The sequence below is a fragment of the Nocardia sp. NPDC056564 genome (assembly GCF_042793755.1).
Classification (GTDB): domain Bacteria; phylum Actinomycetota; class Actinomycetes; order Mycobacteriales; family Mycobacteriaceae; genus Nocardia.
Map to the genome: position 1 here is coordinate 339,902 of NZ_JBHTUR010000008.1, position 24,217 is coordinate 364,118.

Below are 24,217 nucleotides of genomic sequence, written 5' to 3' on the forward strand. Positions count from 1 at the left end.
GCTTGTGGCTGAACGGGACTTCACGGTGCTGGCACTCGCACGATCGCGCGGTCATGTCCCGGTCGGCAGACGATCGGTCGTCGGAAGGGACACCATGGAGGTGCTACTTGGCCGACGCCGCAGCCAGCCCCCGTTCGGAGGGGCAGGTCGACGGATGGGACTTGGCGGGGTTACTTGCATGATTGCGGTGTCATGTTCTGTTCGGCGGGTGGTCACTGTGGGGACCTCATGGGGGCGTACTTGGGCGGTGTATGCGATCGGTGGGTGTTTCGGGTGGTGGGTCGGTGAGGGGTTAGGGGCGGGTTGATTGCAGTACGACCGTACGTTCGTATTTGGGGGATTTCGTGGGAGAATGGGGAGATGTCCGAGTCCACTACGGCTGCCGGGCGGCAGCAAGGCACCGATCAGCGGTTGGCGAAAGGGGCGCGGTCGCGCGCTTCGATCGCTCGGCATGCGGCCGATGTGGCGTCCGTCGAGGGGTTGACCGGCGTGACGATCGGCAGGCTCGCCGCTGATCTCAGCCTCAGTAAGAGTGGGATCGCGACGTTGTTCGGGAGCAAGGAGAGCCTGCAGCTGGCCGCGGTCAAGGCGGCGCGGGATGTGTTCCTGGACGAGGTCATTACGCCGAGCCTGGACGAGTCGAGCGGTATGTCGCGGCTGCGTGCGTTGGTCGAGCGCTGGTTCGGGCAGGTCGCCGAGCCGGCTTTCCCCGGTGGCTGCTTCCGTGTCGCGACGCTCGCCGAGTTCGACAGCCGCCCCGGCCCGGTCCGCGACGCCATCTCGGCGGACCATCGCGACTTCATCACATTCCTCTCCAACGAAATCCGCCGTGCCCAGGAGCAAGGTCACCTCGGCGAACGCAATGCCGACGTCATCGCCTTCGAACTGGACGCCGTGATCGCCGCCGCCCACACCGCCCACCAGATGGGTGATGAGTGGGGCGTGGCGACGGCCCGCGCGATCGTAGACAACCTGCTCGGCTGAACGTCGACCCGGTCTCCACGGACAATTTCGCGCTCCTGCGTCCGGTTGTCGTCGATACCAGCGGAAATTGTCCATGCAGGACGGCGCTTTCGTGTACCGGCCTGCGTGCAGTGGGCGGACTATATCGATACGAACCGTGCCTTCCACACTTTGCCGGGCTGAACGGTCAGCGACGGCATGCCGAATTCGTATGCGCGGCATACGGATCGAACCGTTGAATGTCGCGCCGGTAGTCAGCGGATGGTCAGGCTGACAGGGGTGAGTGTGTTCACCGGCAGTGCGTCGTAGCGATGCTGAAGGTGCTGGTGAGCGTCGAGCGGGGTGTGGCGACAGCCATCGTGGACAACGTGCTTCGTAGAGCGTCGAGCCGTTCTCTTCGGACAATTGCGCGCTCCCGCGCCTTATTGTCGTCGACATCAGCGGAAATTGTCCGTGTAGAGCGGGGCCTTCGTGTGCTGCGCGCGCAGCGGGCCGGCCACGTCGATACGAACCCCACGCTTCGCCGCGCTGAACGGACGATGGCTTTTACCGAATTCGTATGCGAGACATACGGATAAGGTCGTTGAAGGCCGAGCCAGTAGTGTCGGCGAGCGATCAGGCCGACAGGGTGAGGGCGTTCGCCATCGTGGCAATTCGAAACGAGGTCGGTGAGCGTCGAGTGCGGTCCGGCGACGGTGCGCCAGTCCGGCGGGTAGACACGCGGTTCGGGCTCACCGGTCAGGCGTTCGCCAGCGCGGCGTCGTAGCGATTCCAAAGACGCAGGTGAGGATCGCGTGTTGTCCGGCGATGGTGCGCCAATTCGGTGGCTAGATATGCGGGTTGGACTTACCGGTCAAGCCGACAACGTGAGTGCGTTCTCTAGCGCGGCGTCGTAGCGGTTCCAGACAATGTCGGTGAGCGCCGGGTGCGGTCCGATGACGTTGGCGTGGATGACATCCGACGCTGCGGAGAGGAGGCGGTCGGTGAGCAAGCCCGGTGCCAGGAACCAGGGTGCGACGAGGATGTTGTCGGCGCCGCGGGCGCGCAGGCGGGAAATAGCCTGGGGCAGAGTCGGTTCGGTGGTGGCGAAGCAGATCTCGGTGAGGTGCCCGGTGAGTTTGGCGAGGCGGCGGGCCACCTCGGCCGTGCGGGCGTTGGCAGCGGGGGAGGAGGAGCCGACGGCGGCTACCGCGATTCCTGATGGATTCGACGAAGCGCCCAGCGTCGCCTCCAGCACCCGATCCCGCAACGCCCCGATCAAGCGGGCATCCGCCCCGAGCACATCCGCCTGGGTCAACTGCAACTGCGGATGCCGAGCATGCGCCGCGGCCAGCAGACCGGGCAGATCCACCCGCGCGTGAAACGCATTCCCCAGCAGCAGCGGCACCACCACCGCCCGCGTATGCCCCTGCGCCGCAACAGCATCCACAACCTGCTCAACCGAAGGCGCGTTCAAATCGAGAAACGCCAACCGCACATCGATCCCCGGCCGCCCCGCCGCAAGCTCCCCAACCACCGCGGCCATAGTCGCCGCCGACCGCGGATCCCGACTCCCATGCGCCACCGCAATCAACGCGGGATCCCCACCCCCCGGCGCAATCTCACGCCCGACCGGTTCACCCCCGACATTCAGCAGCGCAGCCGCATTCGTCACCAACGCCGCCTGGACGACCGACTGCATCGCGAAACTTGTAGCTCCTGGCGCGGCCTTGCGCGCGGATACCGATGCTGTCGCCGGTACGGCAGGGTCTCTACCCGGCGACGCCTCGACTCCAGGCGATGTCGTCGCGTGTGCGGTGGTGCGTTGAGTCGCAATGCCTCGAGCAGTTGGCGTGACGTCGGCTGCCGCGGCACCGGTGGGTGTGCTCGGCATCAGTGACGCCGAAACAGCCGGGATCGCGGATGCGTTGGTGCCGCTGCTCGATGTTGTCGCCGACTCCGCCGTGGACTCGGCGGTGAGCTGACTTGCGATTCCCAACGCGGGTTCACTGCCCGGTACCCGGTTACTACCTTGCGGCACCTTGGTTGCCGCGCCTTGCGCAGCGCCGACGCCACCGATCGCCGTGCTGCCGTTGCTCAGCGCTGAGGCAGCTGACGTGACTTCCACTGGCACACCGTCCGCCGGTGCGTTTTCGCGCGACGCAGGCACCCCGCTCGGTCCCGCGGGTGCGGTGGCGACCCGCGTCGCGGTGCCGAACGGTTTCTTCATCTCAGACTCCGGTGCCGACTTCGACGGCCGACAGCACGTCGCCGACCAGGCCGGCGGCGAGGGTGTTGCCGCCGGAGGGGTCGATGAGCAGGAAGCTGCCGGTGTGGCGGTTGACTCGGTAGTCGTCGACTGCGAGCGGCTCGGCGACGCGGAGGGAGATGCGGCCGATGTCGTTGAGGGCCAGCGCATCCGGGTTGGGGTCGGCGGTCAGGCGCTGCTCGTCGAAGCGTTCCAGCAGACTGCCGACGATCGCCTGGGTGGTGCGGGTGCCGTGCTTGAGCAGGAGGCGGGCGCCGGGGTGCAGCGGCTTGTCGCCCAGCCAGCACACGGTGGCGTCGAAGGTATCGATCGGTTCGGGGGCGTCGGCGACCGAGGCGATGGTGTCGCCGCGGGAGATGTCGACCTCGTCGGCCAGGATCAGCGTGACGCTGCGGCCGGTCTGCGCCACCGCGAGTTCACCGTCCGGAGTGTCGATCCGCTCGACGGTGGTGCGAATCCCGGAGGGCAGCACCACAACTTCATCACCCGGCGCGACCGAACCGGCCGCGATCTGGCCGGCGTAACCGCGATAGTCGGGGTATTCGGCGGTCCGCGGCCGGATCACATACTGCACCGGAAAACGAAGTCCCAGTGTGTGATTGCCGGTGCTGTCGGCGTCGACCGGCACCGACTCCAGGTGCTCGATCAGCGACGGACCGCTGTAGTACGGGGTGTTGTCCGAGCGGGTGGCTATGTTGTCCCCGTGCAGCGCGGAGACCGGAATCTCCAGCACGTCGTCGTCGGACCAGCCGAGGGTCCGGGTGAGCCCGTTGAATTCGCTGGAGATCTCCGCGAACACGGTCGCCGGATCATCGACCAGGTCGATCTTGTTCACCGCGAGCACCAGCTTCGGCACCCCGAGCAGCGCGAGAACGGCGGCGTGCCTGCGGGTCTGCTCGATGACGCCCTTGCGCGCGTCGACGAGCAGGATCACCAGCTGCGCGGTGGAGGCGCCCGACACCGTGTTCCGCGTGTACTGCACGTGCCCCGGCGTATCCGCGAGCACGAAGGAACGCTGCGGCGTCGCGAAATAGCGGTAGGCGACATCGATGGTGATGCCCTGCTCCCGCTCCGCCCGCAACCCGTCCACGAGCAACGAAAGATCCGGCGTGGCAAGGCCTTTGTCCACCGACGCGCGAGTCACGGCGTCGATCTGATCGGCCAGCACGGATTTCGTGTCGTACAGCAGGCGCCCGACCAGAGTGGACTTACCGTCGTCGACAGAACCGGCGGTAGCCAGCCTCAATAGCTGTGCTGATGGCTCGCTGCGCAAGCTCCACTCGGCAGACATATCAGAAATAACCCTCTCGCTTGCGGTCTTCCATCGCGGCTTCCGACACCCGGTCGTCACCGCGGGTAGCACCACGTTCGGTCAATCGGGACGCGGCAACCTCGGCGAGAATCGCCGCGTTGTCGGCCGCGTCGGAAAGCACGGCGCCCGTGGACGATCCGTCACCGACGGTGCGGTACCGCACCGAAAGCGTCTCCAGCGCTTCGTCTTCCCGCGGCCCGCCCCAGACGCCGGGCGTCATCCACATGCCGTCCCGCTGATACACCGGACGCTGATGCGCGTAGTAGATGCTCGCCAGGTCGATGTCCTCGCGGGCGATGTAGCGCCAGATGTCCAGCTCGGTCCAGTTGCTCAACGGGAACACCCGGACATGCTCGCCCGGCGCGTGCCGTCCGTTGTACAGGTTCCACAGCTCTGGCCGCTGCCGCTTCGGATCCCACTGCCCGAAGGCGTTGCGCAGCGAGAAGATTCGCTCCTTGGCCCGCGACCGTTCCTCGTCGCGGCGACCGCCGCCGAACACCGCGTCGAACCGATGCTCGCTGATCGAGTCCAGCAGCGGCACCGTCTGCAACGGATTACGGATGCCGTCCGGCCGCTCGGTCAGCCTGCCGTCGGCGAGGTAGTCCTCGACCTTGGCGACGTGCAGCCGCAGCCCGTACCGCTCGACGATCTTGTCCCGGAAATCCAGCACCTCGGGCAGGTTGTGCCCGGTATCGACGTGCAGCAGCGAAAACGGCAGCGGCGCAGGCCAGAACGCCTTGAGCGCCAGGTGCAGCAGCACGGTGGAGTCCTTGCCGCCGGAGAACAGGATCACCGGCCGCTCGAATTCCCCTGCCACCTCACGGAAAATATGGATCGACTCCGACTCCAACGCGGCAAGCGTGTCGAACTCGGTGATGCCGAAAGCGCGTTCGGTGGTATTCGAGGACTCGCCCAGAACTTCACTCACAATGGTCTCCGTCATGCTGTGTCCAATCTGCCTGCCCGAGGGCCCTACGTGGTTACGCACGCTGCCTCCTCCGGGCCTGACTCGGTCAGGCGGTGTGCAACCCGCATTCGGTCTTGGCGAGGCCGGCCCAACGCCCGCTGCGTGGATCGGCTCCCGGCTCCGGCTTCCGCGTGCACGGCGCGCAGCCGATCGACGGATACCCCTCCTCGACAAGCGGATTGACGAGGATGCCGTGCTGTTCGATGTAGTCCTGCATCGCGTCGTCGGACCAGGCGGCGATCGGATTGATCTTCACCAGCCCGAACGCCTCGTCGAACGAGATGAGCGGCGCGTTGGCCCGAGTCGGCGACTCGACCCGGCGGATGCCGGTCACCCACGCGTTGTATCCGGCCAGCGACTTCTTCAGCGGAACGACCTTGCGCAGCCGGCAGCACTCACCCGGATCGCGCGCGAACAGATCCTTGCCGAGCAGCTGATCCTGTTCGGCGACAGTGTGTTCGGGGCGGACATTGATCACGTTCACCCCGTACACCGCCTCGACCGCGTCGCGGGTGCCCATGGTCTCGGCGAAGTGGTAGCCGGTGTCCAGGAACAGCACGTCCACGCCCGCGTGCACCTGCGCGGCCAGGTGCACCAGCACGCCGTCCTGCATGTTCGAGGCGACGATGTAGCCGGAGCCGAAATTGTCCTCGGTCCATTGGAGCAGATCGAGCGCGGACGCGTCCGTCCCGAGGTCGGCGGCGCCCTTCTCCGCGATGGCCCTGAGCTCGTCCTCGGCCAGCTTCGCCACCAGTTCGGTTGTCACAGTTGCTCTCCCATCACGTGCCCGGCGCAATCGAGGCTCATTTCAGCTCGGCCTCGTCGGCACGAACGGCCCACTGGGCGAACCGTTCGCCGTCCTCGCGGTGCTTGATGAAGTTGCGCACCACCCGCTCGATGTAGTCACCGAGCTCGCTGCTGGTCACCTTGTGCTGACGCAGCTTGCGCCCGAAGGCGCTGTCGAAACCGAGGCTGCCGCCAAGATGAACCTGGAAGCCCTCCACGTGATTCCCGCTGCCGTCGTCGACCAGCTGGCCCTTGAACCCGATGTCGGCGATCTGCGAGCGCGCGCACGAGTTCGGGCAGCCGTTGATGTTGATGGTCACCGGAACGTCGAGCTGCGCATTGAGATCCGCGAGCCGCTCCTCCAATTCGGGCACCAGCACCTGCGACCGCTTGCGGGTCTCGGCGAAGGACAGCTTGCAGAACTCGATTCCCGAGCACGCCATCAGGTTTCGCCGCCACAGCGACGGCCTGGCTTGCAGCCCGAGCGGCGCCAGCTCGTCGATCAGCGCGTCGACCTTGTCGTCGGCGACGTCGAGCACGATCAGCTTCTGATAGGGCGTGAATCGGATCCGGTCGGACCCGATCCGCTCGACCGCCTCGGCGACCTTGGTCAGGATCGTGCCGGACACCCGGCCGGCGATGGGGGAGAACCCGACCGCGTTGAGCCCGTTCTTCAGCTTCTGCACGCCGACGTGGTCGATCGGCTTGGTCGGCTGCTCCGGCGCCGGGCCGTCGATCAGCTTGCGCTTCAGGTACTTCTCTTCCAGCACCTCGCGGAACTTCTCGATGCCCCAGTCCTTGACCAGGAACTTCAGCCGCGCCTTGGTGCGCAGGCGGCGATAGCCGTAGTCGCGGTACAGCGACACCACGGCCTCCCACACGTCCGGCACCTCGTCCAGGGGCACCCACGCGCCGACCCGTTGCGCCAGCATCGGATTGGTGGACAGCCCGCCGCCGACCCACAGATCCAGGCCCGGCCCGTGTTCGGGGTGGTTCACCCCGACGAACGCGATGTCGTTGATCTCGTGCACCACGTCCTGCTGGCCCGAGATCGCGGTCTTGAACTTGCGCGGCAGGTTGGAGTACTCCGGCTTGCCGATGTAGCGGCGCACGATCTCGTCGATCGCGGGCGTCGGATCGATGATCTCGTTGAACGACTCACCGGCCAGCGGCGAGCCGAGCACCACGCGCGGGCAGTCGCCGCACGCCTCGGTGGTCTTGAGCCCGACCGCCTCGATCCGCTTCCAGATCTCCGGGACGTTCTCCACCTCGATCCAGTGGTATTGCACGTTCTCCCGGTCGGACAGGTCGGCGGTGTCGCGGCCGAACTCGGTGGAGATCTGGCCGAGCGTGCGCAGCTGCTCCACGCTCAACGCGCCTGCGTCGCAACGGATGCGCATCATGAAGTACTTGGCCTCGAGCAGGTCGAGGTTCTCGTCGCCGGTCCAGCTGCCGTCGTAGCCCTGCTCGCGCTGGGTGTAGAGACCCCACCAGCGGAACCGGCCACGCAGGTCGCCCTTGTCGATGCTGTCGAAGCCCTGCTTCGAGTAGATGTTCTCGATCCGGGCGCGGACGTTGAGCGGGTTGTCGTCCTTCTTGGACTGTTCGTTCGGGTTCAGCGGTTCGCGGTAGCCGAGCGCCCACTGCCCCTCCGCCTTGCGGCGCACCGGCTTACCAGTGCGGGCGCGCGGCGCGGTCGACGCGGCCGCCTCCGCGCGCGGGCGATCGGCGCGAACGCGGCGCTCGGACGCGGGGCGGTCGGGACGGCTGTGGTGGCCGGGCCGGGACTCGGGGCCGGACTGGTCGGTCGGACCGGCGTCGGTACTCGACGTCATAGGGGTCGCTCCTGCGGGGGTTATTGAAATCCGTGCTGGAGGTGCGAGGGGCTGACTCGCACCTGCGGTGTCAGCGGACCGATGAAGTCGAAAATCGGGATCGCCGGGTCATGGACCCGGGGATGGGCGTCGCTGAGCTACCGAGGGGATTCGGTCAGACAGCAGGCGCTACAGACGCGCTTGTAGTCGACGTGGCGACGTGCCACAAGTCGTACTCCCGATGCGCGCATGAAGCTATTGTGCCACCTCAGCGGCGGCCTTCCGACGGGGTGTCCGTATTTTCCGCAGTTTTGCGGGAAATCCCCTGGACCGTTGACCGGATATGTGACGCCAGTCATAGATCATCCGTCTATGGCGGCCGGTGATGCGTGAACCGCACCGGAAGTGAACCGCGCCACGCACCCGCCGAACGCTTGACCTGAACTTACCTTCAGGTATCAGAGTGAGCGGCATGAGTACCGCATCCGCCGACGTCGACCTCGACGCCATCCGTGAAGTAGTCGCCACCATCCAGCACTCCCAGCAGAACGAACTGGTCGATGAGTTCATCGGGCTGTTCCGCGCAGACGCCATCTGGACCACCGGCGGCGGCAAACCGCTCCTCGGCCGCCCGGCCATCGCCGAGTTCACCGCGAAGGCGCTGCCCGGTGCGATGCGCGACGGCACCGTCACCTACGAGGTGGTGCACGTCCTGTTCATCCGCCCCGACGTCGCGGCCGTCAAGGTCCGCCAGCGTTACTTCACCAACGACGGCGAGCCCACCCGCGAGGGTTCCCCGATGTACGTCATGGCCAAGGAGGACGGCCGCTGGCTCCTCACCGCGAACCAGAACACCGTCGTCGCGGAGGACTGACGTAGCCGAGAGGGAATTGGTGCAGGCGGCTTCTCGGGATACGCCTGCACAAGTTCCCGATGATCAGTCGTCCAGATCCCGACGCCGGAGGCGGGCGGGTCCTGCGGGACCTGCACACTAGAGGGGTGAGTTCACCTGCGGCTATCCCTGTCGGCGCCGAGATGTCGGGGCCGGTGCTGAGCGACTTCGGGGGCGGTCCGTTCGGGATCTATGTGCATGTGCCGTTCTGTGCGACGCGGTGCGGGTACTGCGATTTCAATACGTACACGGCGGGCGAGCTCGGCACCTCCGCGTCGCCGCAGTCCTGGTTGGACGCGCTGCGAGGCGAGTTGGCCACCGCTGCGGCGCGGTTCGCGGAGCTGCCGACCGCGACGCCCGAGGTCGCGACGATCTTCGTCGGCGGTGGCACGCCTTCGCTGCTCGGCGGTGACGGCCTGGCCGCGGTGCTCGACGCGGTGCGCGCGAACTTCACCCTCGCGGCGACCGCGGAGGTGACCACCGAGTCCAACCCGGAATCCACCTCGCCGGAATTCTTCGAACGTCTCCGCGCGGCGGGCTTCACCCGGATCTCGCTCGGCATGCAATCCGCCGCCGCCCACGTGCTGAAGGTGCTCGACCGCACGCACACGCCGGGCCGCGCGGTCGCCGCCGCGAAGGAGGCGCGCGCCGCCGGGTTCGACCACGTGAACCTCGATCTGATCTACGGCACCCCCGGCGAACGCGACAGCGATCTGGACGCCAGCCTCGACGCGGTGCTCGAAGCCGGTGTCGACCACGTCTCCGCCTACTCGCTGATCGTCGAGGACGGCACCGCGCTGGCCCGTCGCGTCCGCCGCGGTGAACTACCGGCCCCCGACGACGACGTGCTCGCCGCCCGCTACGAACGCATCGACGCCCGCCTCGCCGCCGCCGGTCTGACCTGGTACGAGGTATCCAATTGGGCCGCAAGCGAAGCCGCGGCCTGCCGCCACAACCTCGGCTACTGGGACGGCGGTGACTGGCTCGGCGCGGGTCCCGGCGCGCACAGCCACGTCGGCGGCGTCCGCTGGTGGAACATCAAGCACCCCGCCCGCTACGCCGATCGCGTCACCGGCGGCGGCCTCCCCGCGGCGGGCTGGGAGACCCTTACCGCCGACGAGCGCTACACCGAACGCGTCATGCTGGCCGTGCGGCTCCGCACCGGTCTGCCGGTCGCCGATCTGGACTCCGATGGCCGCGCCGCCGCCGAGCGCGTCATCGCCGACGGCCTCGCGACGCGCACCGCGGACCGGCTCGTGCTCACCGATCGAGGCAGGCTGCTGGCCGACGGCGTCGTCCGCCGGCTGCTCGTCCCCTGACCGAATCGAGCAGGCGCAACGCCCGCACCGGGGTGCCGGTCGACTCGTTGCCGTGCCCATGTGACGCAACGCTCATCTCCCGCGCACGGACGCTGCCGCCGATCATCCCGACCCGACTCGCCGTCGAGCCGTAGCGGCCGCCTCACCACCGGGGCGAGGGTGGCCGACAAGCCCCCTCGACCCGCCCCGTCACCAGCCGATTTACCGTCGCGTCGCAGCCCGATCGGCCCGTTTCAGCGAACTGCTGGGTCGGTTCGGCTGTCGCGGAGCCAGCGCGCCTTGTAGGCTTCGATCAACCCCAAGGAGATTCATGTCCCCGGCACGACACATCACCCTCATCCACGAACCGGGCGAATTCGCCGAGGCGCGGGCAAATGAAAAGGCCGAAACTGCGCGACAGAGCGCGGTGGCCGCACGCACCGTTGCCAGCTATTCACAAAATGCCGACGATTGCCAGTCGCTATTGGCGATGCTCGGCTTGGACGCACTCGCGGGCAAGCAAGCCAGGGTCTGCGACTAGCCGTACAAATTCCCGCTTCTCGCGGGGAAAACAAGCCCGTACGCGGCGCATCTGCGCCGGGCGAAATGCGACGGGTTACGAAAACCCCAGCGCCGCGCGATCATTACGGTCGTGCGGTGTCTGTGTCCGGAAAGCAGCGCCTCGGCCCGGACCCGCCGGCCGATTCACTGCGTGAGGTCACCCTCCGCGCAGCTCGCATACCGTGCCGTCCCAGGAGGTTTTCGTGCCGAATCCCATCGCACGCCCGGTCGTGTTCATTCACGGCCTATGGATGCACAGCAGCAGTTGGGGTGCCTGGCTGGACGCGTTCGATCGCGTCGGCTACCAGACGTTCGCGCCCGGCTGGCCCGGTGACGCCGAAACCGCCGACGCCACCCGCAAGAATCCCGGCGCGCTGAACAATCGCGGCATCGCCGAGGTCACCGACCATTACGCGAAGTTCATCGCCGACCTGCCGACGCCGCCCGTGGTCATCGGTCACTCGTTCGGCGGGCTGATCGCGCAGAAATTGCTGGGCTCGGGTATCACGGCCGGGTGCGTAGCGATCGCGCCCGCCCAGTTCCGCGGCGTGCTGACCTTGCCGCTCGCCCAGATTCAGAGCGTGTTGCCGATACTCGGCAAGCCTTGGCTGCGCGGCAAAACGTGGTCGCATACCCCGGCGAGTTATCACCGCACCTTCGCCAGCGAAATCCCGCGCGCGGAATCGGACAAATTGCTCGCCACCTATGGCATTCCCGCACCGGCGCGCCCGGTGTTCCAAGGCGGCCTCGCCAACTTCACGCCGAACAGCGAGGCGGCTGTCGACACCAAGCGCGACCGCGGTCCGTTGCTGCTGCTGGCCGGCGGGCGCGACCGCCTGGTGCCGGAGGCGACGGTCCGCTTCGAGTACAACATTCAGCGGAAGAACTCCGGCGTCACCGAACTCGTCGTCTTCCCCGATCGCGGCCACTCCATGCCCGCCGATCACGGGTGGCGCGAAATCGCCGACACCGCACTGGATTTCCTGCAACGGCAGAACCTATCCGCGCAGCCGACCGCCTGACTCGAAAGGACAACCATGCACCTCTCTCGCACCCTGCGGGCCGCCGTGGCGGCGGTGGCGATCACCGCCGCGACCACCCTGGCCGCCATCCCCGCCGCCGCCGCGCCGCTGCCGACCATCGTGCTCGTGCACGGTGCCTTCGCCGACGCCACCAGCTGGAACGGTGTCGCCGCCGCCCTGCGCGATCAGGGCTATCGCGTGGTGACGCCGGACAACCCGTTGCGCGGCCCGGCCTTCGACGCGGCCGCCATCCAGCGCACCATCGATACGATCTCCGGACCTGTTGTGCTGGTCGGGCATTCCTACGGCGGCGCCGTGATCAGCAACGTGCACGACGCGAAGGTCGAATCCCTGGTCTACATCGCGGCTTTCGCGCCGGTGCAGGGCGAGCCCGCGCAGCTGCTGCTCGATCCGATCCGGTTCCCCGGTAGCCAGCTGTTGCCGCCGGCGCTGCAACTCGGCATCGTCGACGACCCGAATGGCATCGCGGGCAAGAACCTCGACGGTTTCGTCGCGCCGGACCGGTTCAACTCGGTGTTCGCCCAGGATGTCAGCCCGGCCACCGCCGCCGACATGATCGCGCACCAGCACTCCATCGCGATCGCGGCCAACCTCGAGCCGTCCGGCGCGCCGTCGTGGTCCGGTACGCCGAGCTGGTACCTGGTGTCCGCCGCGGACCGGGTGATTCCGCCTGCGTCCCAACGGTTTATGGCCGGTCGGATGGGTGCGCACACGAGCGAGGTGGATTCCTCGCACGCGTCGCTGGTCTCCCATCCGGCCGAGGTGGCCGCCGTGGTCGAGGCGGCCGTTCCGCGCTGACGCAGGCTACCTTCGCGCGGCCCCACGGGACGTTCACCCGGTTCGCCCGTGGGACCGCAGGCCTGATTCGGTGTGATCACAATGGGGGATGACGTGCAGAACGACGGTGAAACTCCTTGGGGGCAAGGACTATTCGGGCAGCCCTGTGCGCATCCGGACAACTCCGGAGCGGTCGACCTGCTGTACGCGGTCCGGCACGGACAGAGCACGGCGAACGCGGCATTCGCGGCGAATACGTTTGTCGAGGGCGACGATACGACCATCGGGCTGACCGATCTGGGTGAGCGGCAGGCCACCGCGGTCGGCCGTTGGTTCGCGGCGCTCGACGCGGATCGGCTGCCTGACCTGGTCCTGTGTTCGCCGTATCTGCGCGCCGTGCAGACCTGGCAGCTGATGGCGCAGCAGTTGCGCGCCGCGGGCCGGGATCTGCCGTGTCACCGCATCGATCAGCGCCTCTACGACCGGCATCGCGGCCGGCTGTCGCACCTGTCGCCGATCGTGGTCCGTGAACGCTTCCCCGAGGAATCCGCGAAGGAAGCCCGCGACCCCCTCGGCTACCGCCCGCCCGACGGCGAATCATTCAGGGACGTCGCGGATCGTCTGCGCGGTGTCGTGGCCGACCTGGCCGCCGATCATCGGCACCGCCGCGCGCTGATCGTCGCGCACGACGCGGTCGTGCTGTTCCTCCGCCAGCTACTCGAAAACCTCACCGACGCAGAGGTTTCGGCCATCGCCGCGGATGGATTGGCCGGCAACGCCTCGATCACCGGCTGGCAACGTCGCGCCGCCGGATATCGACTCGTGGCCTACGACCAGCGTGCCCATCTGCCGCCGCGCTGAGCGCCGTCGCAGAGCCGGATCACCGCTCGATGATGTTGTCCCGCATGGCTTGTGGCAGCCCCACGACGAGTTGCGAGACATTGCGCCGGACCTGCCCGACCCGCAACTCCGGGGGCAACGACTGCCAGACCTGCCGGATCTGTTCGCGCGCATGGTCCAGCTCGCCCTGCCGGGTCCACAGGGTGGCCATGTCGAGATCGAGCAGCGCGCGCCCGACCTGATCCTTCTCCGCCATCGGCAGTTCGAGCATCCGATCCCGGATCGCCTCGGCCGCCCGCCAGTCACCGATCGAACTCAGCGCGTGCGACTGATGCCAGCGCAGAATGTATTCGGAGGTACCGAGATTGTCGTCGGTGGTCGCCGTGTCGGGCAGCGCGGCGAACATCCGGTCCGCGCGGTTCACCGCGTCCAGCGCATCCCGGCGCCGCCCGATCCGCGCCTGGATGCCCGCCTCGGCCAGCAGCCCGAACACCCCGGCCGCCGTCGGACCCCGGCCGCTGGTCGCCTGCGCCGAACGCGCCGCCGCCAGACCCTGATCCAGCGCGTGCCGGTAGCACTCGTGGGTGTGCGCCATGTGCCCGGCCAGCCACGCTTCGAGCGTCGGGTCCCCGGCTTGCCGGGCGGCCCGGCGCGCCTTGGCGAACCACATGAAGGTGTCGTGCAGATCGGCGACATCGTTGAGCCGAAAGGCGATGAGCCCCGCGATGATTGCCTCGATGCGGTGCAACCGCCGGTGCAGATCCGCGGAGTGGTCGGTCAGCTTCACCTGCTGGACCTGGGCCAGGTCCCGCATCCGCGCCGGGATGTATTCCGAAGGCGGCTGCACATAGACGAGATATCCGCTGAGTTCGAGCCCTTCCTCCAACGCGCGCACGGTATCTCGCGCGGTGGAGCCGACCTGCGAGGCGGTGGTGACGATCAGGCGGCTCGGCCGCGCGACCGGCTCGGGATCGTCGTCGGTGTAGTCGTGGCCGAAGCCGAGCCGGTCCGGCCGGGTGCGATACAACTGGCACAGCGCGTCGAGGAACTGGTACGACGGCATGTCCAGGCCCGTCTCCCAGCGCGACACGCTCTGATGCGACAGCCCGCGGCACGAGGACCCGTCCGCGGTGACGATCTCTTGTAATCGGTGCGCGACGTCGACGAGTGTGAATCCATACGCGATGCGATGGGCACGCAGCAACGAGACACCGCAATGCGATCGCACCGCGTGCACCTGATCCCACGTAGAACCACCGGCGGCCTCGTATTCGCGGACGACTCGCCTCCCGCACGCAATGCTGTGCGGCCCGTTCATTTCGACTTCCCCCTTGCTGCGCTCAGCTCCGCATAATGCGATCGCACGCAGTGTTGTCGGTTGTCCTGCCGCGCCCACGCATGCACATGGACGCCCCTTGTTGTCGAATCGTTCGCACACGCGAAGACGCCCCCTTGCGGCGGCTCGTTCGCTCGCGCCCGTTCGACATCTCCAGATCCCTGCTATCCAGATGGGTCGGACACGCGTGCGGTCTCAGCGTTGTCCGCCTACTCGACGGTATCGCTGTACTGGACTTTCGTCCATAAACACCGCGTTCTGCACGCTTGGCGCGCAAGAGCAGGGCAATCCCTGGCCGGGCGGTCCGATCAGCGGCAGGCTGGGGGACATGAAAAGAATCGTCATCGTCGGCAGGGTTCTGGCAGACCCGGAGTGCACCGCCGACGAGGATGACCCAGTGTCATTCGCCCATAAAATGGTGCATGTAATGACGCCTATCGCGACTGCGGTGACCGCCTTGGCCACCTTCGTGACCTGCGCCTCGGCAATGAATACCTTGGCTGTGACGGTTTTGGCAGCTGCCTGGGTGCTGGCCGGTTGGCTGGCGCGCGGGCGGCGCTGCCAGTGCCGGACAGAGCGGCGGCATATCGGAATACGCCATGCCGCAGGGGGTCCCGCCTAGTCGGACGCAACCTCTCGCAGAGGCACCCACTTCACCCGTGATACCGCAGCGGGACTTGTTTAGCCCCATTCCGTTGTAGCTGCGGCGAATCGCGAAAAAATACCCCGGAGTACGGTTCCGGGTGTCGGTCGCATCGGTAATGTGAGCGACATCAACGGGTCCGAGGTCGTACAAAGCAGAGATTCAACTGACCTGCGCGGTATCGGAGCGCTGGTTCTGTTAACCGCGTCATTCGCCATGCTCACGGTGCTGTCGCGGTATCTCGGTAACGGTTTCACCCCGCCGCAACAGGTCTATCTTCGCACGGCACTGGCGTTCTTCATCGCCATACTCGTATTCAGCAGATGGATCCGCTGGCGAACCGTACTCCGGATCAGGATGCGGGAATGGTGCGTAGTCATCGGACGCACCGTCCTGCTGTACGTAGTAGGCACGACTTTGTTCTCGAAAGCCGCGGGAATGACGGCGGTGAGCGATATTTCGTTCATCGCCGCCCTCCCGCTGGTGTCCGCGCTCGGCATGTTGATGCGCAGTGTGCGGGTGTCCGCGATCCGGGTCGTCTTCGTCGGTGGTTCCGCCGTCGGGGTGGCGATCCTGTCCGGATTCGGGGGCAGTGCCGCGAGTTCGCTCAACTACGGCAACCTGATCGCGCTGGTCGCGATGGTGGCAATGTCGCTGAGTTATCTCGGCCGGGATTGGCACGACGGCTCATTGAACAATCACGAACTCACCGCATTGACCCTCGGCGTCGGAGCCGTGGGTGTGGTGCTGACATCCGTGCTGCAAGGAGATGGTCTCCCGCACGTTCCGTCGCACACGTCAGCGGTAATGCTCTGGGCCGCAATCGGACTCGCGGGTGTGCTCAGCGTGCTGAACGTATTCCTCATCAACTATTCGTTCGAGCGGGTCGACGCGGTGCTCAGCGGCAACATGCTGACCGTCGAATGCGTGTGGGGCCTGCTGTTCGGATTGTTGTTCTTCGGTCAGGTACCCACCTGGAGCGGAATCGCGGGCGGCGCAATCATTGTGCTCTGCGCGCTGGCGCTCAACCTGCTCGACGGACGTGCCCCGCAGGTCGACGCCGAGCCCGAAAACGACGATTCGGCACCGGACAATACCGATCGGGTCGAACCGGAGTTCGCCGCACTCGCAACTGTCGAGCAGGCGGCTCCGGTGCTCCGGATGTATCGCCCCGAAGGCCGCGAAGAACCGCGCTCACCGCGCGAAGATGAACTGGCCGCGAGTCATTCGTGGATCGGGGCATGGACCGATGACCCGACGAATGAGCACGGTCGGCGCAGCGCGGCTAGTTGAGCCTGCAACATTTCCGGCGCCGTGCGGTACGGGCGGGTACTTGGGCGGTGAGCGAACATTTGTGTTCGTCGAACGCGTGAAACAGAATCGCGCACGGATCGGCGTGCTTCGAGGTCATGCGTAAAAGGCGATCCCGTTTGCGGGAAACGCCGTTTAGTCGGTGGCGCACTTTTGCTACAAAAAGTCCAGGTCAGTGGACTGCGGAGGCGCAGACCCGGACTACTTGTCATGCGGCGGCGCTTGCGGCCGGCTCTGCCCGTCGCGTTGCTGCTGCCGACCGGACCGCTGCTCGATGGTGCTCGGCTTGCTCGTGGGCTCGGCCCGGCCGCTACCAGGTGTCGGTGCGGTCTGCCTCGAAGCGTTCGAGGGCGCGGTCGATCCAGGTGGCGAAGTGGGTGGTGAGGTCCGCGGGGGCGGTGGGGCGGACGGTGATGTGCGGGCCGCGGATCTCGGTGTAGCGGCCGTCGCCGGTGATGTCGTGCCATTGCAAGACATTCGACGGTTGGGCGAGGGCGGACAGCGGGGCGGCGAGCAGGACCGCGGTGCCGCCGCCGTCGGTGGGGCGGCCGAGCAGGCGCCGGTATTGCTCGCGCGGGGTTTGGCGAGCGACGTCTTCGAAGTGGCCGGAGCGGCGCGGTGCGATGTCGTCGGGATGGAAGGTGGCGGGGGCGGCGTTGCCCGGCTTGCAGGCGGGAATGGCCTGAACTATGCGGGCGGGCAGGGTTTCCGGGCGGAACATGCGCACGCGGATCGGGCCGTGCTCGCGATCGGTGCCGCCCTGCATGAGGGTGACGGCGTGATAGGAGTTGCGGGCGCCCACGATTCGGTACTCGCGCACATCGTCGGACCCGGTGCTGTTCCTGTGTTTGTTTGTGCCGCCGAGGATTTCGATCCGCAGGTCCGAGGTGCCCAGCGTGTGCAGCGCGAGCTGGATCTCCTCCAGCTCGTCGGCGGAGTAGCGGGCGCGCACGGCCTGCCGGTGCGCGGCGAACTCGTCGCGCAGGGCGAACCGGCTGGTGTAGCGCAACGGATTGGGGAACCGATCGTGGGCATCGGAGTACCAGAGCGCCGCGAAATCGTCTGGCTCCCAATTCCATTCGGCCATGCCGGTTCGATCTCCTCAGGTCGTGCGTTCGATAGGTGGTCCCGCTCGCGCACTGCTGCGAGCGGGACATGGCTGCGACGGAACCGGCGTGTCGCCTCTGTCTGGTCCCGTTCGGCGTGGGCGGGGTCTAGGTGGGGAGGTCGCCGCCGATTACGCCGCCGGGGATGGTTTTCGGGAACTCGCCGAGGAGTTCGTCGGTGTTCTCCTGGGTGATCAGGTAGTCGGGGATCTTGTGTTCGGCGTCGTCTTCGGACTTGCCGCCGCGGGCGCCCGCGCCCATGCCGCCCACGCCGGGGGTGCCGGTTGCGCCGCGGGCGGCGGCTGCGGCGGCGGCCGGGGTGGGCGTGGTGGTGCCGGGGGTGGCCGGACTGCCGGGGATGCTGCGGCCCGGTTGCGGGGTCTTCGAGTTCGGCGAACCCGGGCTGCCCGGACTGCCGGGGGAGTGCGGGGTGCCGGGGGTCGTCGGCGTGGTGCTCGACGGCACCGTCTTCGTCGGGTCGGTAGTGGGGGTACCCGGGGTGGTTGTCGCCGGGGTCGTGCTGGCCGGCTTGGTGTCGGTCGTCGAGGCAGGCGTGGTTTGGTCGCTCTTCGTCTTGTCCGTCGACTTCTCGTCCTTCGTGGTCGAGTCGTCGGCCTTGCCGTCGCCGTCCTTATCGTTGGTCACGGTGGGATCGTTCGAATTCTTCTCGGTGTCAGTCGTTTTGGGCTGGTTCGGCTGACCGCCGCTGTTGTCTCCATCGTTCTTGTAGCCGCCCGGCGGCGGCGTGATGTCGACCGCCTTGGTCGGGCTCGTCGGCGTGGGCAAGACCGGGATCTTCCCGTCGATCTGGCTGAACGGCTGCACATAGTGCTCGTTCATCGCGACCCGCGCCTTCTGCGTCTCCTCGGACTTCTCCCGCGACAGATCCCAGCGGCTCGGGTGGAATATCCGGGAGCCGAACGAGGTGTCCACGGTGTCGGGGATCGCCTTCTTGGTGTTCACGATCGCGGTCGCCGCGTCGCGGACGCGGGTGTGGAGTTCGGCCAAGGCGGGGGTCAGGGTGTGGGCGTCGGTGGTGTACGCCTGGATCGATTTCTTCGAATCCTCTGCGGCCGGGCCGGACCATGCCTGGGAGATGGAGTTCTGGATCGAGCGGGCGAAGGTTGCCACGCCCTGCTCCCAGAGTTGGTGCATCTGCCAGTACTTTTCGGCCTGATCGATTGCATTGGTGGTATCGAGCGGATCGAACGCGTCCTTGATCTTCGAGTGGTCCCAGCTGTCAGTATGCTCGCCGCCGCCAGGGATCCGTGGTGGTTCGTATCCGGTCATCGACCGGTCCCGTCCGGGAGGAGGTACGGGCCCGCCGGGAGCTGTGCGGGCGGTCGCTCGGGAAGCGTGTCGTTCAGTCGGGTGAACTCGGCGGCAAAGTTGCTGTCCGCCTGCATCATTCGCTCTCGGGCCAGCTTGTGGACCGTTTGAAGGTCCTCAACGATCTTGTAGTGCTGGCTCATGGTCGTGTAGACGTCGTTGTTGTCGCCCGCGAGCTTGGCCTTCTGTTTGAATCGTTCGACGACGGTCCGCCCTGACACCATGGCGTCATTGGTCTCGCCGAGTCCCCAACTCGGCTGTCGCGACACCTGCTCCGCCAGCCCCTGGATCTGTCGGATCACACCTTTGAAGTACTCGCAATCGCGATCGATATAGACGAAGTCCTCGGGCTTCATCTCTACGGTCGCCTTGCCTTCTTGCACAGCACTGAGCAAGTTCGCCATTGGCCGAGGCGTCGGCGCAGTATCGTCACCCATTTGGTTCATCCCTCCCGGTGAATCCAGTCGCTGACAGTATGGTTAGGCCGATGCGGGCATCGTGGGCGCAACTTTCTCAGCTAGGCTGCGTGCTAAGTCGCAAGTATTGAGGTGCCCGGTAGCTTTGTTCGATTCCGGATTGGTGAGATTGAGCTCCAGGCTGCCGCCCTTCATCTCCACATTGACCGTGCATGCCGCCTCGGGGTGATCACTGACTTGGCGCGTTGAGATCGCATGGCGGCCACCGATCATGAACTCTTGGCTGTCCGGGAATTTCTTCTCTCGGACCAAGTCCACGGTGATGTTCGTGGTCTGGATGCTGGCCGCATATCCATCCGGCTGAACCCACATGCAACCCCGCCACTTGACGCCGCCGTTGGCATTGGTGTCGTTAGGGATTTTCTGACGCAGCTTTTCCGAATCGAGCACGCTTTGAGGGATATCAGTGCAGGTATTGAAACCCGCCGGAACATCCGCAGCCAGGCCCGATTTCGAAGCGGACGGGCTTCCCGTGCTTCCGGTGGGGTTGCCGTTGCCGCCGTTGTCGGGCCCGCAGCCCGCAAGCGCGACAGAAGCACCAAGAGCGAGGATGGTGGCCCCCCGCCACGAGATCGACCTGCTCGTCATCGGATCCTTCGCCCGCCGGTGCTCGATAGAACGCACGGGGCCGGACCGGCTTCTCCACCCCCTGTCAGATCATGCTGACGCTACCGATGCGTCAACCCGGGTGCAAGCGAGTCGCACCGCAGGTCGACGCCATCGGCGGCAGGGTCGAAAAGTTGGCAGAGATCGGGCAGGGGACTTCCCGAAAACGAAGGCCCCGCCCCGCTCACCTGCCCGGCTCAGCCGCGCGACACGCCGAGCGCGCCGCAGGCCAGACCGGCGGTGAACCCGTCCCACTCGCCGGAACCGAAAACAAGCGCTGGACCGTCGGCGTTCTTCGAGTCACGAACGCCAACCGTGCCGTCACCGAGAAAGGCGACTTCGACGCGGTCCCTGTGGGACTGCTAGCTGCTTTTCGAACCAGGCGCCCGTCGATCGATCCGCATTCACGTCGCGTACTCCTTCGCGATCCGCCGGATGAGCGCGCGACTGCGCGACTCATCCAATGCCGAACGCTGCAGTTCGGAAACGGCGTGCTGGTACTTCTGCACCTCGTCGGATTTCTCGAGGTACAGCGCACCGGTGTGGCCCGGTAGGTACACGACCGGTGGCTCGGTGAGATGTGCCGTTGGGTGCCTGGGGAATTCGAACAGCACGAACGGTCCCACGGCCAGCCCGCCGTATGCCTCGTGTGCGAGCGGGACCACTCGAACGGAGACATTGGGCAGCTCGTCCACTTCGAGGAGGTGCTGCAGCTGGTCCTCCATCACCGCCGGACCGCCGATTGCCCGGCGCAGGCTGGATTCGTCGACGATGGTGTCGACGATCAGCGGGGTGCCGGCATCGGTCAGCCGAGTCTTGCGCCGGGTGAACAATTCGAGCCGGCGTTCGACTTCCGCGGTGGGCATGGTGGGTGAATCCACCCACGTCATGGCTCGCCGATATCGCTCGGTCTGCAACAACCCCGGCAACAGCACCGTCTGATACGAAACGACCCGCCGTGCTGCCTCCTCCAATCCGATGAACAAATCGAAATGCTTCGGAATGGCGTCCCCGTACGCATGCCACCATCCGGTGCGATGCGACTCCGCGGCCAATCCGAGCAGTATCCGGGTCACGTTCTCGGGCGCGCCGTACAGCGCGCACAACCGCTCGATGAACAGCGGATTGAGCCGGACGGGTTGCCCGGTTTCCATCCGCCACAGGGTTTGCTTGCCAACGCCGATCGCCATGCGCGCGGTTTCCGCGCTGACGCTGGAATTCTCCCTCAGTTCGCGCAGCTGGCGCGCCAGCATGCGTCGAGGGAGGGTGGATCCGGTGGGGGTCACGACAATTCCCTTTCGTAGCCTCACTATTGGCTGTGGGTGCAACTGGAACCGCATGACGGGCTTCTTTGGAACCTTGTGAATTTTCCCCTTGTTCCGGTACTCGGAACAGTCCCGCCGCTCATTTCCGGTGCTGTACTGAACGTGCCCCGGTCCATGTCATAGAAGTCCTGAAACCTTATCTGCGCGAGCGGGTTCAGGTCCACTCGGATCGAGCGCACCAGGTAACCGATCGAGATGAGCAGAGGTTCGATATGAGCGCGTCCGACCGCCGAACGGCCGGGTGAGGGAGATGTTGCCGACGAGAAGCCAAGTGCTGCAAGCCTGTCGCGGCACGGTCGGCGATCATCCGTTGCTGACCGCCGTGCACGAACTGACCGTTCTGCACGAACGCAGGTCCACCGCGGCCGCCGAAACTACTCGGGAGATAGACGAATACCGCGCCAGGGAGGTCCGCGACATCGATCGGTGGGTGGCCGCCCGGCTGCCCGTGCCGCGCGGCGGCGCCTATCTGCATACCGAAACCGTCGGCGCGATCCTCGATCGCCTCGCGCAGTTCACCGCGTGCGCCTACGCGGCGCTGGCCGAGGAGTCGGACTGGGACCTGTGGTTCGCCTGGGAACGCCTCGCTGAGCTGGCCGTCGGCTACGAGGACCTGGTCGAGGAACTCACCACGGGCCGGCGCAGGCTGCCGAGCAGGTGTTGATCATGAGATTTGGTCGGGTCGCGCCGATTCCGGCAATGATTGGGTCACGATTCGCCGGGTATCGGAGAATCCAAGAGGGAGCCTTCACGATTGGGTTAACCTGCCGGGGATTGTTCGATAAGCCGAGGGAGTTGCCGTTGATAGTGGGCGGCAGTCGGCGCTGGGCAGCCTTGGCGGCAATCGCCGTGGTCGTGGCCGCGCTGTGCGGATGCGGCACCATCACCAAGGACCCCCCGGCGCGATCCAGCACCGAAACCTCCCCGCCGCGCGCGGCGAAAGCGCAGGCGGGGACGCCGGGCTCGGCCGAATTGGCAGCCATCGCGCCCGGCGTCGCCGACCTCATGGCGCGGATCCGGGCGACCGATCCGTGCGCGCTGCTGAATCGCGAATATGCCGAGCGGCTAGGCGTTTTCCAGCGCTTCGACCGCAGCCCCGGGCTGGACCGCGGCAGCGGCTGGACCGGGTGTGGATTGGTACTCAGCGCTCCAGACGACGCTTATTACGCGTTCGATCTGGAACTCGACAAGCTCTACACCTCGGATAAACGTGCGGCGGACAAGCCCGAGCAGATCAACGGCCGCACCGTGTTTCGCAGCGCGAGCAGCGACGACCGGGCCGACGCGTACAGCTGCGAGTACCGAATCCCCGCCGGGGACACCGGATTCGCGCACTTCCTCAGCGTCGCCAAGCTGACCGGCTCGGCCAGGACGCCGGTCCCGTGGTCGCAGCCGTGCCGGTTCACCAGGGACTATCTCGCCGCGACCCTCGACGGCCTGGTGGCCCTGCCGCCGCGCGTCATCGACGATCAGGGCGGGCGGTCGCTGGTCCAGCGCAACCCGTGCGCGGCCACCGCGCCGATCACCGCGCAATTCCTGGGCTGGCAGATGACCTCGGTCGGCTGGCCCAAGGCGTACAAGTGCGCGATCACCCTGATCCAGCCGGGCGGCGCACACCGCGTCACCGTCGAGATCTCGTTCGACCAGACCAGCGAGCAGATGGTCAAGACGGGGGAGGTCCTGCGCCTGCCCTCCGGCCTCGACGGCGGGCAGTCCATCCAATACGCGCGGCACACGAATGTGGAGGGACTCACCGGGATTGAGCTGCGCACGGTCCAGTCCACCGACCCGACCCGGCAGAACTCCAGCTGCGCGATGACGCTGAACTACCGGCGCGCCGACCCACCCACCGCCAATAACGCCCACCTGCTGACGATTTCGGTGAACCTGGCCCCACCCGCCCCGCCCTTCCCCTTCGACGCCTGCGCCCAGGCCGCCCAGATCACCCCCACCGTCCTACACGCCATTCCCTGACCGCCGGCCAACGGGACAGGACGGAGCCCACTCCCGCGTGTCGCCCCCGTCATGTCCCGCCCGGCGGCGGATGTTCGCGGGGGATCGATCCGGGGCGGGCTTGGGATCGAATACCGGGTGGTCCTGATCGATCGGTTGGGATTCGAGGTGCGGCCTGAGCGGTTGCGGGGTCGCCTTGTCCGGCGAAGGGGTTCGATTTGAGTGTCCGTCCTGTGTACCTGTTCTTGGTCACCGCTGTGTTCGCGATGGGCGGTGCCGCGGTGGCTACCGCGGCCCCCACGGCGACCTTTATCTGTCAGGAGATGAGTTTCAAAGGGCCGCAAGGTTTGGGGCTCTATTGCAACGCCACCAGCGGTGGGCACGAGCCGGGCACGATCAAGTCCGGATTCACCATCGCTCTGGCGGGCGGCGGCCCCCTCTTCTCCTGTGTCAACGGCACCGCCACCGGGAAACCAGGTGCGCTGCAAGTAGCCGGGCGCTGCCATGGCCTGCCACTCGGCACCGATGGTGCGGCGAACGGCGATACCGCCGCAGGGTAAACATTTCCGGCTAGCTCACCCCGGCGGCGCGGCGAGTGGAACATCACGGCGGAATCGGCCGGGTGATGTTC

The 24,217-nt window shown here is 66.7% G+C and carries 24 protein-coding genes and 1 pseudogene; 13 read left to right on the forward strand and 12 right to left on the reverse strand.

From position 1 onward, the window contains the following. Positions 1–360: 360 nt before the first annotated feature. Positions 361–984 carry a TetR/AcrR family transcriptional regulator gene (locus tag ACFQ9K_RS22355; RefSeq protein WP_378718003.1) on the forward strand — a complete coding sequence of 208 codons (624 nt, stop codon included), beginning with the start codon at positions 361–363 and terminating at the stop codon, positions 982–984. Positions 985–1,816: 832 nt separating this feature from the next. On the opposite strand, the gene ACFQ9K_RS22360 is transcribed toward ACFQ9K_RS22355, so the two are convergent. Next, the gene (locus ACFQ9K_RS22360) at positions 1,817–2,644 is read right to left on the reverse strand and encodes a sirohydrochlorin chelatase (protein ID WP_378718001.1); all 828 of its coding nucleotides are present in this window, start codon (positions 2,642–2,644) and stop codon (positions 1,817–1,819) included. 151 nt (positions 2,645–2,795) lie between these two features. Between ACFQ9K_RS22360 and ACFQ9K_RS22365 the strand changes: the two genes are divergently transcribed. Next, positions 2,796–2,927, forward strand: coding sequence for a hypothetical protein (locus ACFQ9K_RS22365; protein ID WP_378717999.1), 132 nt, complete (start codon positions 2,796–2,798; stop codon positions 2,925–2,927). Positions 2,928–3,173: 246 nt separating this feature from the next. Here the strand turns inward: ACFQ9K_RS22365 and ACFQ9K_RS22370 are convergent, their stop codons facing one another. The 4 genes from ACFQ9K_RS22370 to ACFQ9K_RS22385 form a co-directional block, all read right to left on the reverse strand. Next, entirely contained in the window at positions 3,174–4,502 is a 1,329-nt protein-coding gene (locus tag ACFQ9K_RS22370) for a sulfate adenylyltransferase subunit 1 (protein WP_378717997.1), read from the reverse strand. A 1-nt stretch (position 4,503) separates the two neighbouring features. Next, the gene (cysD, locus tag ACFQ9K_RS22375; RefSeq protein WP_378717995.1) at positions 4,504–5,466 is read right to left on the reverse strand and encodes a sulfate adenylyltransferase subunit CysD; all 963 of its coding nucleotides are present in this window, start codon (positions 5,464–5,466) and stop codon (positions 4,504–4,506) included. 70 nt (positions 5,467–5,536) lie between these two features. Continuing rightward, the gene (locus tag ACFQ9K_RS22380; protein WP_378717993.1) at positions 5,537–6,256 is read right to left on the reverse strand and encodes a phosphoadenylyl-sulfate reductase; all 720 of its coding nucleotides are present in this window, start codon (positions 6,254–6,256) and stop codon (positions 5,537–5,539) included. 37 nt (positions 6,257–6,293) lie between these two features. Next, positions 6,294–8,111, reverse strand: a complete 1,818-nt coding sequence (locus ACFQ9K_RS22385) for a nitrite/sulfite reductase (protein WP_378717991.1) — start codon at positions 8,109–8,111, stop codon at positions 6,294–6,296. Positions 8,112–8,562: 451 nt separating this feature from the next. Here ACFQ9K_RS22385 and ACFQ9K_RS22390 point away from each other — a divergent pair, with 451 nt between their 5' ends. The 6 genes from ACFQ9K_RS22390 (at position 8,563) to ACFQ9K_RS22415 (ending at position 13,522) form a co-directional block, all read left to right on the forward strand. Then, entirely contained in the window at positions 8,563–8,964 is a 402-nt protein-coding gene (locus tag ACFQ9K_RS22390; RefSeq protein WP_378717990.1) for an SgcJ/EcaC family oxidoreductase, read from the forward strand. Positions 8,965–9,125: 161 nt separating this feature from the next. Beyond that, positions 9,126–10,301, forward strand: a complete 1,176-nt coding sequence (hemW, locus tag ACFQ9K_RS22395; RefSeq protein ID WP_378718016.1) for a radical SAM family heme chaperone HemW — start codon at positions 9,126–9,128, stop codon at positions 10,299–10,301. A 310-nt stretch (positions 10,302–10,611) separates the two neighbouring features. After that, positions 10,612–10,821, forward strand: a complete 210-nt coding sequence (locus ACFQ9K_RS22400) for a hypothetical protein (RefSeq protein ID WP_107654883.1) — start codon at positions 10,612–10,614, stop codon at positions 10,819–10,821. Positions 10,822–11,044: 223 nt separating this feature from the next. Continuing rightward, a complete protein-coding gene (locus tag ACFQ9K_RS22405; RefSeq protein ID WP_378717988.1) occupies positions 11,045–11,863 on the forward strand; it encodes an alpha/beta hydrolase in 819 nt (272 codons plus the stop codon). Between the two features lie 15 nt (positions 11,864–11,878). Further along, positions 11,879–12,682: an alpha/beta fold hydrolase gene (locus ACFQ9K_RS22410; RefSeq protein ID WP_378717986.1), complete on the forward strand. Its 804-nt coding sequence runs from the start codon at positions 11,879–11,881 to the stop codon at positions 12,680–12,682. A gap of 93 nt (positions 12,683–12,775) precedes the next feature. Beyond that, on the forward strand, positions 12,776–13,522 hold the full coding sequence (locus ACFQ9K_RS22415) for a histidine phosphatase family protein (RefSeq protein WP_378717985.1): 747 nt from the start codon (positions 12,776–12,778) through the stop codon (positions 13,520–13,522). 19 nt (positions 13,523–13,541) lie between these two features. Here ACFQ9K_RS22415 and ACFQ9K_RS22420 read toward each other — a convergent pair whose 3' ends face one another. Then, complete coding sequence (locus ACFQ9K_RS22420; RefSeq protein WP_378983506.1) at positions 13,542–14,729, reverse strand: helix-turn-helix domain-containing protein; 1,188 nt, start codon at positions 14,727–14,729, stop codon at positions 13,542–13,544. Between the two features lie 436 nt (positions 14,730–15,165). On the opposite strand from ACFQ9K_RS22420, the gene ACFQ9K_RS22425 reads away from it, so the two are divergent. Together ACFQ9K_RS22425 and ACFQ9K_RS22430 are read left to right on the forward strand one after the other, a co-directional pair. Beyond that, positions 15,166–15,459, forward strand: coding sequence for a hypothetical protein (locus tag ACFQ9K_RS22425; RefSeq protein WP_150403010.1), 294 nt, complete (start codon positions 15,166–15,168; stop codon positions 15,457–15,459). Positions 15,460–15,696: 237 nt separating this feature from the next. Further along, positions 15,697–16,773, forward strand: coding sequence for a DMT family transporter (locus tag ACFQ9K_RS22430; RefSeq protein WP_378717980.1), 1,077 nt, complete (start codon positions 15,697–15,699; stop codon positions 16,771–16,773). 328 nt (positions 16,774–17,101) lie between these two features. On the opposite strand, the gene ACFQ9K_RS22435 is transcribed toward ACFQ9K_RS22430, so the two are convergent. From ACFQ9K_RS22435 to ACFQ9K_RS22460, 6 genes and pseudogenes are all read right to left on the reverse strand, one after another. Beyond that, a complete protein-coding gene (locus ACFQ9K_RS22435; protein WP_378717978.1) occupies positions 17,102–17,878 on the reverse strand; it encodes an ESX secretion-associated protein EspG in 777 nt (258 codons plus the stop codon). 127 nt (positions 17,879–18,005) lie between these two features. Then, entirely contained in the window at positions 18,006–19,187 is a 1,182-nt protein-coding gene (locus ACFQ9K_RS22440; protein WP_378717977.1) for a hypothetical protein, read from the reverse strand. Continuing rightward, positions 19,184–19,663: a hypothetical protein gene (locus ACFQ9K_RS22445; RefSeq protein ID WP_378717975.1), complete on the reverse strand. Its 480-nt coding sequence runs from the start codon at positions 19,661–19,663 to the stop codon at positions 19,184–19,186. The genes ACFQ9K_RS22440 and ACFQ9K_RS22445 overlap by 4 nt, the downstream gene beginning before the upstream one ends. A 42-nt stretch (positions 19,664–19,705) precedes the next feature. Beyond that, the gene (locus ACFQ9K_RS22450) at positions 19,706–20,290 is read right to left on the reverse strand and encodes a DUF3558 domain-containing protein (protein ID WP_378717974.1); all 585 of its coding nucleotides are present in this window, start codon (positions 20,288–20,290) and stop codon (positions 19,706–19,708) included. Between the two features lie 215 nt (positions 20,291–20,505). Continuing rightward, a pseudogene (locus tag ACFQ9K_RS22455) lies at positions 20,506–20,604 on the reverse strand (DUF397 domain-containing protein); the annotation flags it as partial. A gap of 108 nt (positions 20,605–20,712) precedes the next feature. After that, the gene (locus tag ACFQ9K_RS22460; RefSeq protein WP_378717972.1) at positions 20,713–21,594 is read right to left on the reverse strand and encodes a helix-turn-helix domain-containing protein; all 882 of its coding nucleotides are present in this window, start codon (positions 21,592–21,594) and stop codon (positions 20,713–20,715) included. Between the two features lie 310 nt (positions 21,595–21,904). Here ACFQ9K_RS22460 and ACFQ9K_RS22465 point away from each other — a divergent pair, with 310 nt between their 5' ends. The 3 genes from ACFQ9K_RS22465 to ACFQ9K_RS22475 all read left to right on the forward strand — a co-directional run bounded on the left by ACFQ9K_RS22465 (position 21,905) and on the right by ACFQ9K_RS22475 (position 24,146). After that, complete coding sequence (locus tag ACFQ9K_RS22465; protein ID WP_378983509.1) at positions 21,905–22,297, forward strand: DUF4254 domain-containing protein; 393 nt, start codon at positions 21,905–21,907, stop codon at positions 22,295–22,297. Between the two features lie 110 nt (positions 22,298–22,407). Continuing rightward, complete coding sequence (locus ACFQ9K_RS22470) at positions 22,408–23,607, forward strand: DUF3558 family protein (protein ID WP_378983512.1); 1,200 nt, start codon at positions 22,408–22,410, stop codon at positions 23,605–23,607. Between the two features lie 212 nt (positions 23,608–23,819). After that, positions 23,820–24,146: a hypothetical protein gene (locus ACFQ9K_RS22475; RefSeq protein ID WP_378717968.1), complete on the forward strand. Its 327-nt coding sequence runs from the start codon at positions 23,820–23,822 to the stop codon at positions 24,144–24,146. Positions 24,147–24,217 lie beyond the last annotated feature (71 nt).